This window comes from Flavobacterium sp., assembly GCF_044369455.1.
Classification (GTDB): Bacteria; Bacteroidota; Bacteroidia; order Flavobacteriales; family Flavobacteriaceae; genus Flavobacterium.
Map to the genome: position 1 here is coordinate 140,002 of NZ_JBIPLW010000008.1, position 9,704 is coordinate 149,705.

The 9,704-nt window shown below is 33.3% G+C and carries 8 protein-coding genes; 4 read left to right on the forward strand and 4 right to left on the reverse strand.

All coding sequences use genetic code 11. From position 1 onward, the window contains the following. The first annotated feature begins 56 nt into the window (after positions 1-56). A complete protein-coding gene (lpxD, locus tag ACIQ2L_RS09535; protein ID WP_396158152.1) occupies positions 57-1,055 on the forward strand; it encodes a UDP-3-O-(3-hydroxymyristoyl)glucosamine N-acyltransferase in 999 nt (332 codons plus the stop codon). Positions 1,056-1,200: 145 nt separating this feature from the next. Here lpxD and ACIQ2L_RS09540 read toward each other — a convergent pair whose 3' ends face one another. The 4 genes from ACIQ2L_RS09540 to ACIQ2L_RS09555 form a co-directional block, all read right to left on the reverse strand. Then, positions 1,201-1,968, reverse strand: a complete 768-nt coding sequence (locus ACIQ2L_RS09540; protein WP_396158154.1) for a dienelactone hydrolase family protein — start codon at positions 1,966-1,968, stop codon at positions 1,201-1,203. Between the two features lie 110 nt (positions 1,969-2,078). Beyond that, complete coding sequence (locus ACIQ2L_RS09545) at positions 2,079-2,528, reverse strand: hypothetical protein (protein ID WP_396158156.1); 450 nt, start codon at positions 2,526-2,528, stop codon at positions 2,079-2,081. A 228-nt stretch (positions 2,529-2,756) separates the two neighbouring features. Then, a complete protein-coding gene (locus tag ACIQ2L_RS09550; RefSeq protein WP_396158158.1) occupies positions 2,757-4,112 on the reverse strand; it encodes an anion permease in 1,356 nt (451 codons plus the stop codon). A 90-nt stretch (positions 4,113-4,202) separates the two neighbouring features. Then, entirely contained in the window at positions 4,203-4,844 is a 642-nt protein-coding gene (locus tag ACIQ2L_RS09555) for a DUF47 domain-containing protein (RefSeq protein ID WP_396158160.1), read from the reverse strand. 187 nt (positions 4,845-5,031) lie between these two features. Between ACIQ2L_RS09555 and ACIQ2L_RS09560 the strand changes: the two genes are divergently transcribed. From ACIQ2L_RS09560 to ACIQ2L_RS09570, 3 genes are all read left to right on the forward strand, one after another. Then, on the forward strand, positions 5,032-6,660 hold the full coding sequence (locus ACIQ2L_RS09560; protein ID WP_396158162.1) for an acyl-CoA carboxylase subunit beta: 1,629 nt from the start codon (positions 5,032-5,034) through the stop codon (positions 6,658-6,660). Between the two features lie 129 nt (positions 6,661-6,789). Next, positions 6,790-7,209: a hypothetical protein gene (locus tag ACIQ2L_RS09565; protein ID WP_396158164.1), complete on the forward strand. Its 420-nt coding sequence runs from the start codon at positions 6,790-6,792 to the stop codon at positions 7,207-7,209. A gap of 124 nt (positions 7,210-7,333) precedes the next feature. Continuing rightward, the coding region (locus tag ACIQ2L_RS09570) for an AsmA-like C-terminal region-containing protein (RefSeq protein WP_396158166.1) at positions 7,334-9,704 on the forward strand (2,371 nt) is incomplete at its 3' end.

A 9,704-nucleotide genomic window follows, 5' to 3' on the forward strand; every position in this document is an offset into this window, starting at 1 on the left:
CTATTAGGAATTCAAAATTGTATTCACTTAATTTGATATTATAAAACCAAAAAACCATGAATTCATTCTCTCTTCAGGAAATTAATGCTGTTTTACAAGGCGAAATTGTTGGTAATGCTTCGTGTAAAATAACTGCTCCAGAACAATTAGAAATGGCCAGTGAAACTGAGATTTCTTTTATTGGGAATAAAAAATATGAAAAATTTTGGGAAGACTCTAAAGCTTGTGTAGCTGTTGTTAATCAAGATATTGCTATTGAACCTGGAGAAAATCGGGCTTTCATAAAAGTAAAAAATGCCGATTTGGCCATGTCACAAGTATTGGAACTCTTTGCTCCTGCTCGACCTATTTTTGAATTTGAGATTCATCCCACAGCCGTAATTGATAAATCGGCAACTATAGGTAAAGGAACTAAAATTGGTGCTGGAAGTTATATTGGACCTAATGTTTCTATTGGAGATAATGTTACTATTTACCCCAATGTTACGATTTTAGATGAATGTAGCATTGGACAACATACAATTATTTGGCCTGGAGCGGTCATTCGGGAACGTTGTCATGTTGGTGCCAATTGCATATTGCATCCCAATTGCAGCATTGGCGCAGATGGTTTTGGATTTAGACCGTGCCCAGAAAAAGGGTTGGTCAAGATTCCACAAATTGGAAATGTAATTATTGGAAACAATGTAGAAATTGGGGCCAATTCCTCTGTTGATAGAGGTAAATTTAGTTCAACCGTTCTTGGTGATGGATGCAAGATTGATAATTTGGTTCAAATTGGACACAATTGCAAACTTGGTAAATTTTGTATTATGGCCGGAAATTCAGGTTTGGCTGGTTCAGTAACTTTAGGAGATGGTGTTATTATTGGCGGAAGCGCTTCCATTAAAGATCATCTTACTATCGGAGACAGGGCTATAGTTGGCGCAGGTTCTGGAGTTGCTGCCGATGTTGAAGCAGGAAAAGTAGTTTTAGGTTATCCAGCTGTTGATGCACGTGATGCCTTAAAACAATGGGCCATTTTAAAGCGATTGGTAAAAGATTCTAATAAATAATTTTAAATTTTGAACTATAAATTATAAATGAATTCAAAATTTATAATTTGTAATTCAAAATAACAACCTATATTTGCATCGAGGATTCCGAAAGGAAGTTACACCTCCCCGCACTAGTCGATCGCTCCAGATCGACTTTTGTATTTTACAACACTTCCTTTAAAAAGTTTAACATCGCTTCCCAAGAACGTTTTTCCGCCTTTTCATTATAAGCCGCTCCTTTGCTATTGTCACTTCCTGCACTTTTATTGGCAAACGAATGCACAGCATTAGCATAATAAACCATTTGCCAATCGGCACCTGAAGTTCTCATTTCATCTTGGAATTTTTCAACTTCTTCTTTTGGAACGTATTTATCATCGGCACCATGAAGAATTAAAACTTTTGGAATAATGTTTTCAATTATTCTAGTCTCATCTCTACCTAAACCTCCGTGAAAAGATACTATCCCTTTCACTTTCATATTCGCTCTTGCTGCTTCCAGTGCTCCGGTTCCGCCAAAGCAATAACCAATAACTACTATTTCATCAGGATTGGCACCTTGCTTAACTAATTGTTCCATTGCTAACTGAATTCTAGTTTGGTATTCCTTTATATTCTTTTTGAAATAACCAGCTTTTGCTCCAGCTTCTTTTGAATTATTTGGACGTTGATCAACACCATAGATGTCCGCAATAAAAGATTGATACCCTAAGTCTGCCAATTTATAGGAGACTTCTTTTTCATGATCCTGTATTCCCATCCAAGCAGGCAGAATTAGTACACCTGGGTTATTCTTCAACTGTTTTGCAGGTAGTATAGAAAGTCCGCTTAAAATTTGGTTTCCATCTTTGTACTCGACAGTTTTAGGTTGCGAAAAAACAGCAAAAGTGCTTTGCATCAATAAAGCGAGAATAAGAAATTTAGTTTTCATCAGTACTAATTGATTAGTTCTTAAAATTATGAAAACAAAAACGAAACAATTGTTAATTTTGAACAAAATAAAAAACCGACAGTATGACTATCGGTTTGATAATTCAAAAATTACTTTTTCTTTTTAGACTTTGCTTTTTTGTTTTTGGCTTTTGCCTTTTTAGCTTTCTCTTTTGCTTTAGCTTTTTTCTTTTTTTCCTTGTCTTTAGCTTTCTGCTTCTCTTTCTTTGCCTTTTCTTTTTTCTTGGCTTTTTCCTTTTTTTCTTTCTCTTTTGCTTTAGCTTTTTTTGCTTTTTCTCTGTCGGAATCTTTCGTAGTATCTACAGTTTCTTCAATGGAAGGAGTAGGTTCAACTACAATTACTTCCGGTTTAACTTCCTTTTTTACAACTGGTGTTGCAGTTCTTACTCTAGTTCTAGCTGGTGTCGTGCTAACAGTTGCTTTTACAGCCGCTGTTCTGGTGCGAGTTGGTTTCACTTCAGGTTTGGTTTCAACTGTTGGCTGAACTTTAGTCTCTAAATTTGACACTTCTTCGTTTGTAGTTAATTCATTGTTTATCATAGTGTACTTATATGTTTTAATTTAATGTTATTTTAATGTAAATTTTATGTAAACAAAAATACAATTAAAATCAATACTTCAATGTTAAGTTTTCATTTCTCAGAAAAACTTAACATTGGAAAAAAAATTAAGCGAAGATTTTAAAGAGATTTTTTAATTAAATCAAAAAGAAGAATAAAAAACTCCCAAAGAAAAATCTGAAGGAGTTAAAATTTTTTGAAAACTATTTTATATAAATAACTTTAATAAATAATACATAAATCCAGCTATCAAAGCCGATACTGGAATTGTTAAAACCCAAGCCCAAAGTAGCTTAACGGTAACTCCCCATCGAACGGCAGAAACCCTTTTGGTAACTCCAACACCTATGATAGAACCTGTGATGGTATGTGTGGTTGAGACAGGAATTTTAAAATGTTCTGTAATAAATAAGGTTAAAGCGCCTGCAGATTCCGCCACAACGCCTTCAAAAGCATTAACCTTTGTGATTTTTGAACCCATTGTTTTTACAATTTTCCATCCACCACTTAAGGTTCCTAAAGCGATAACAGTGTAACACGTTAGCGGAATCCATGAAGGCATTACACCGTCAATCTTTACTCCATCTTTTTCAGATGGCAACACCACGTTCAAATCTAACCAGCCAAAAGACATATTCGCATTTGGATGGGTATTTAAATAAACAGCCACTGCTGCCGCAATAATACCCATAACTTTTTGAGAATCATTTCCACCGTGTCCTAAACTAAATGAAGCAGAAGATAACAACTGCATTTTTTTTAATACTTTTTCTGCTTTTGATGTGGGTAAACTGCTAAATAATAAATTAAAAATAGCTATGCTATAAAAGATTATTGCAACTAAAGTCCATTTAATATTTGAAGGCTCAAAAATGACACTCCAAATCCTACTCTCAAATCTTGGTTTCTTGATTTCATCATAACCAACCAATACCGTTGATAAAAACCATAAAACCAGTAACATCAATACAATTGTGAATATTTTTGGGTAAATACTTTTTCTAGAAGAATACATCAACCATAGCGAAATAAAATACGAAATTATCATTCCTAATAAGGGAGCTAATACAATGAAGGCAATAATAACCGATACTCCTGAAGGCAATCCTCCATCCTCTGCTGGTTTGTACCAATTCACGATATTGTACCAATGTTTGGTAACTTCTGCCCCATCTTGAACTATTGTATAATCAGAAAAACCATGTAGAGCTATAGCATGAGCAATAGCCGCACCAGCAAAACCTCCAATTAGTGTATGAGATGAAGACGATGGAATTCCTTTCCACCAAGTAACTAAATTCCATACAATAGCGGCGATTACGCCAGCTAAAATAACTGTCAAATTTATACTATCGGTTTTTGCTGTTTTTGCAACCGTATCGGCTACACCAAAACCGAAAACCCAATACGCTAAAAAGTTGAAAAAAGCTGCCCAAAACACAGCTTGAAATGGCGTTAGTACTTTAGTAGCAACAATAGTTGCAATAGAATTTGCTGCGTCGTGAAATCCATTAATATAATCAAAGATTAATGCTAGAATTATAATAACAATTAGTAAAGTCATAAATTTTAAATTAAAATCTCAAATTCCAAATTCCACTTAATGTATATCAAAATAGGAATTTGGAACTTAAAATATTGTAATTTTGATTGGTTAAGAGTGTTTTACAGAAATTTGTTCCATAACATTAGAAACACTTTTACATTTGTCACATGCCATTTCTAGCGCAGAAAGTACTTCTTTGTATTTAATGACGTTTTTTGCGTCCGTTTCATTTTCAAAAATGTCAGCAACGGCTCTGTCAAATACAGAATCTGCTTTACTTTCTAATTTATTTATTCTTTTACACGTATCTTTTATAGCTCTATGATTCATTGCTTTCAATTCTTTGATATTTACACCAATTAATTGACATGCTTCTAAATTAATTTCTGTCAATTTCCGAATTGATTTGGTGATTTTTTCAACTTGATACAAACGCATTCTACTAGCAGCACCGTGCATATTATCGGCAACGTTATCAATAGCTTTAATTAGCGAGTGAATATCTTCTCTATCAAAAGGAGTGATAAAGTTTCTACTTAATTCTATATGTGTTTTATGGGTAATCTCTTCGATTTCAGCTTCAAGTTCTTCTATTCTTCTAAAATATTCTTCTCGCTCTGCTTTTGGAGCATTAACTGCTTCATGAAGCGCTTCTGCCAATAAAATCAAACCTGCTGCTGCTTGTTCAAATAAAGGGAAGAACTTTTTATCTTTTGGAACTAAAAACTGGAAAATATTGTTAAGTGACATTGTTTTTCTATATATATTGGCGCAAATGTATTTTTTTAATGTTAAGTGAATATTAACTCGTCAAAAATATGTCTTTATTAATATGAATTAATTTTTTCAATTCACATGGAATAATCTTATTGAAAACGTTTTCGTATTTTAGCACATTCTCAAACATAACACCAAAAATAAAGCTCAATTTAATATTATGGACATTAACTTCAATAAAAACGAAGATCACAACAAACTTTTACTTACCGATTTAAAACAACACTTTGCTAAAGTAAAAGTTGGTGGCGGAACTAAACGTATAGAAAAACTACATGCCGAAGGTAAAATGACGGCTCGTGAACGCATTGATTATTTGCTTGATACTAAATCGAATAGTATCGAAATTGGTGCCTTTGTTGGCGATGGAATGTATGCTGAACATGGTGGTTGTCCATCTGGAGGTGTAGTAGTAAAAATGGGATACATCAAAGGCAAACAATGCATTGTTGTGGCTAATGATGCTACTGTAAAAGCGGGTGCCTGGTTTCCGATTACTGGAAAAAAGAATCTCCGTGCACAGGAGATTGCGATGGAAAATCGATTGCCAATTATCTACTTAGTTGATTCTGCTGGCGTTTATTTGCCAATGCAGGATGAAATTTTTCCCGATAAAGAACACTTCGGACGCATATTCAGAAACAATGCTATCATGAGTAGTATGGGAATTACCCAAATTGCGGCTGTGATGGGAAGTTGTGTGGCTGGTGGTGCCTACTTACCTATTATGAGTGACGAAGCGATGATTGTGGATAAAACAGGAAGTATTTTCTTGGCAGGAAGTTATTTAGTAAAAGCAGCCATTGGCGAAAACATCGATAACGAAACGCTCGGTGGCGCCACAACCCATTGCGAAATATCGGGTGTTACGGATTATAAAGCCAAAGACGATGCAGACGCTTTAGACCGAATTAAAAGTATCGTTGGTAAAATTGGCGATTATGAAAAAGCGGGTTTTAATAGAGAAGCTCCTAAAAAGCCCGCTTTAGAGGAGGCAGCCATTTACGGTATTATTCCAAAATTGCGAACGGATCAATATGATATGATGGAAATCATCAAACGATTGGTGGACAACTCCGAAATGGATCTGTACAAAGACGGTTATGGTCAATCTATCATTACTTGCTACGCCAGAATTGACGGTTGGGCAGTCGGAATTATTGCCAATCAGAGAACGGTTTCCAAAACGAAAAAAGGTGAAATCCAATTTGGAGGTGTCATCTATTCGGATTCTGCCGATAAAGCCACGCGTTTTATTGCCAATTGCAACCAAAAGAAAATTCCATTAGTATTTATTCAAGATGTTACCGGATTTATGGTAGGAAGTAAATCGGAACATGGTGGTATCATAAAAGATGGTGCCAAAATGGTAAATGCGGTTGCCAATTCGGTGGTGCCAAAGTTTACGGTGATTGTGGGTAACTCTTATGGTGCAGGAAATTATGCCATGTGTGGCAAAGCGTATGACCCAAGATTAATAGTTGCCTGGCCAAGTGCCGAATTGGCGGTTATGGGTGGCACTCAAGCGGCGAAAGTGTTAGCACAAATAGAGGCATCTTCTCTTAAAGCAAAAGGCGAAATAGTAGATGAAAAAGTAGAAAAAGAATTATTTGACAAAATCAAAGCGCGCTATGATGCCCAAGTTTCTCCGTATTATGCTGCGGCACGATTGTGGACAGATGCTATCATTGACCCACTGGAAACCCGAACATGGATTTCTATGGGAATTGAAGCAGCAAATCATGCTCCGATTGAGAAGAAGTTTAATTTGGGAGTGATACAGGTGTGATTTTTAGAATTAAGATTTGAGTATTAAGTATTAAGATTTTTGATATTAGTTTTTTGTTATTAAATATCCGTAATCTTGTCATTCCGAAGTATGAGGAATCTCATCAATAATAACTAAAACCCAATTCATATGAAAAAATTACTGCTTATACTTTTAATTACTATAAACTTTAGTTTCACTGCCCAATCCCAAGATTATTCAGGAACGTACATCTTTTATGTAAAAACGCTAAAAGACGAAATCATTGATTACAAACTTCAATTAAATGTTGACCAAACTTTTCTTTTCACAAGTTACGTAAACAATAACACTAACGAATATTACAAAAACGGAAAAGGAATATGGAAAGTAGAAAATAAAATTATTAAATTCACCACTGAAACAGCTGATTTAGACGAAAAACATATTTTAAATTTCACGGGTTCAACTGCTAGAGTCATAAAAAAATCACCACGTGATACGTCAGATAAAGTGATACCGACTACACTTCAATTTTACAAATCTGAGATTTTCTGGATAGCTAATTTGAAACTTTTGTTGAAAAAATAATAATCAAAGTTATTTACTTCAAATAGTACAAATATAAAAAATCGGTTTCCCGAAGTTTTTATTTTCTAAATTTACTCAATATTGATGTTGAATAACACATTGACCAATCCTAAACTCATTTCTTTTGAATATACTACCAAAAGCAAAATCAATTAGTACTAAAATTCTTAAAGGTTTAGGAATATTAGTTTTAGTAATCTTCGTAATATACTGCGCACTTGGTCTTTATATTTCTTCACACCACAAGGTGATTGTTGCCGATATCAACAAAGTGACTAAAGAAAAATTCTCGGGAGATATCAAAATTGGCGATGTTGAAATTCTATTTTTTAAACATTTCCCCAATATTACCATAAAAGTAAAAGATGTTGTTGTTAAAGACAGTTTGTGGAACCAACATAAAAAAACATTTATAGATGCTAAAAGTATGTATGTTAAAATACTACCATGGTCTATCATTTTGACCGATATAGAAATAAATACCATTATATTAGAAAATGCCAAGTTGGATATTTTTGTTGATAAAAACGGCTACAGTAACGCATCAGCTTTAAGTCCAAAAAAATCATCAAAAAATCGGACTAAATCGAAATCTATGCTAAGTGTAGCAATTGACGAAGTAAAATTAAAGAACGTAAGCATCATTTCGGAAAACATAATAAAACACAAACGATTTGCTTTTGAAACTGAAAACTTAAATATTAAAATTAAAACCAACGATATGGGATGGAATGCAAAAGTGAGCATAAAAACGATGGTCAAAAGTTTGGCTTTTAATACCCAACGTGGAAGTTTTGCAAAAGATAAATTAATTGAAGGTGAAATAAATGCAGATTATAGTAAAGAAAAACAAGAAGTCATAGTTCATTCAGACAAATTAGCTATTGGTAAAACCAATTTTCAAGTAGATGCAGCGTTAGGCGTTTCTTCAATAAACAGCAAATTTGACATTCACCTTTTTAGTAAATCCATTTATTGGAGCGATGCTGCGGCTTTGGTCTCTAATAACATTAGTGATAAGTTATATAAATTTGATTTTAAAGATGCTTTTGATGTCAAGTGTGATATAATTGGTGATTTTAAAGTACAAGGCGATCCCTACATTCATGTCGTGACACACATGAAAAATAATACTCTGACTGCAGTAGATTACGAAATTACAAATTGCAGTATGACTGGAGAATTCACTAATGATTATGCTAAAAACGGTATTTTTGGCGACCCAAATTCTGCCATACTTCTGAATGATTATAAAGGCAAATACAAAGAAATTCCATTTGTTACAAAAAATTTACGAATCTTAGATTTAACAAAACCTATAGCTTCAGGTTCAGTTGAATCAGATTTTGATATTGTTAAACTAAACGCTCTTGCTACAAATAATAAATTGGTGTTCAAAAAAGGAAAAGCAAAAGTCAATGTTAAATTTAAAGCTGATGTTGTTGCACTAAATGTAACTAAACCCTTTATTTTAGGGACTGTTGATGTTATAAATAGCGATTTTAGTTATGTTCCTGGAAAGGTGAATTTCACTAATAATTCTATTCAATTTGAATTTAATACAGACCGACTTACTGTCAAAAATATTACAGTAAATACTGAAAGAAGCTCCTTTAAAATGTCGGGGTATTCAGAAAATTTTATGAACTTATTTTATGACAGTCCTGAAAAAATTGTACTAAACTGGAATATTGTAGGTGAGAAAATAGATTTAGGTAATTTTCTATATCTTATGAATTCTCAAAAAAAGAAAACAGGTAAAAAACAAAAAAATGAATCTTCAGATGAGTTGGTAAATAAAGTGTTTCAAAACAGTTCTATTATCACTAATGTTAAGGTTAATCAAATTGTTTATAAAAATTTTATTGGAAAAGATGTCCTAGCTAAAATTTCTCTCCTCAACAGTAAAATTTCCTTGCGGGAGATTTCAATTAAAAATGAAAATGCCAACTATTTTATTACTGGTTCCATAACCGATTATGGCCATAAAAAAGGTTTTAACATACATGCAATGGCTAAGAATACTGATATTCAAAAATTATTAAACTCTTTTGAAAATTTTGGTTCAACGACAGTAACTTCAAAAACTGTAAAAGGAACGATAAATTTAGATGCAAATATTAATGGGTTTATAGTAAAAGATTTTGGATTAGACAAAAAATCTTTATCGGGTAATCTAAAATTTACATTATCAAATGCTGCGCTGATTAATTTTGAACCTATTCAAAAAGTGGGCAAGATTGTTTTTCCAAATAGGGATTTTAAAAACGTAACCATCGATAAAATGAATTGCGACGGTTATATGAAAAATGGAATTGTAACCATTAAACCAATGGAAATAAAAACAAGTGTTATGCAGGTTGATTTGGCTGGTGATTATGGCTTTGCTGGTGGTACCAATATGCAAGTAGATGTCCATTTGAGAAATCCAAAAAAAGACGAACTCGCCAAAAATAATGGAGCACATATTACTAAAAAAAATAAAGGAATAATTA

Coding starts and splice junctions, on each gene's coding strand:
- ACIQ2L_RS09540 (WP_396158154.1), bottom strand. CDS start 1,968: ATGAAAACTAAATTTCTTATTCTCGCTTTATTGATGCAAAGCACTTTT.
- ACIQ2L_RS09555 (WP_396158160.1), bottom strand. CDS start 4,844: ATGTCACTTAACAATATTTTCCAGTTTTTAGTTCCAAAAGATAAAAAG.
- lpxD (WP_396158152.1), top strand. CDS start 57: ATGAATTCATTCTCTCTTCAGGAAATTAATGCTGTTTTACAAGGCGAA.
- ACIQ2L_RS09565 (WP_396158164.1), top strand. CDS start 6,790: ATGAAAAAATTACTGCTTATACTTTTAATTACTATAAACTTTAGTTTC.
- ACIQ2L_RS09560 (WP_396158162.1), top strand. CDS start 5,032: ATGGACATTAACTTCAATAAAAACGAAGATCACAACAAACTTTTACTT.
- ACIQ2L_RS09550 (WP_396158158.1), bottom strand. CDS start 4,112: ATGACTTTACTAATTGTTATTATAATTCTAGCATTAATCTTTGATTAT.
- ACIQ2L_RS09545 (WP_396158156.1), bottom strand. CDS start 2,528: ATGATAAACAATGAATTAACTACAAACGAAGAAGTGTCAAATTTAGAG.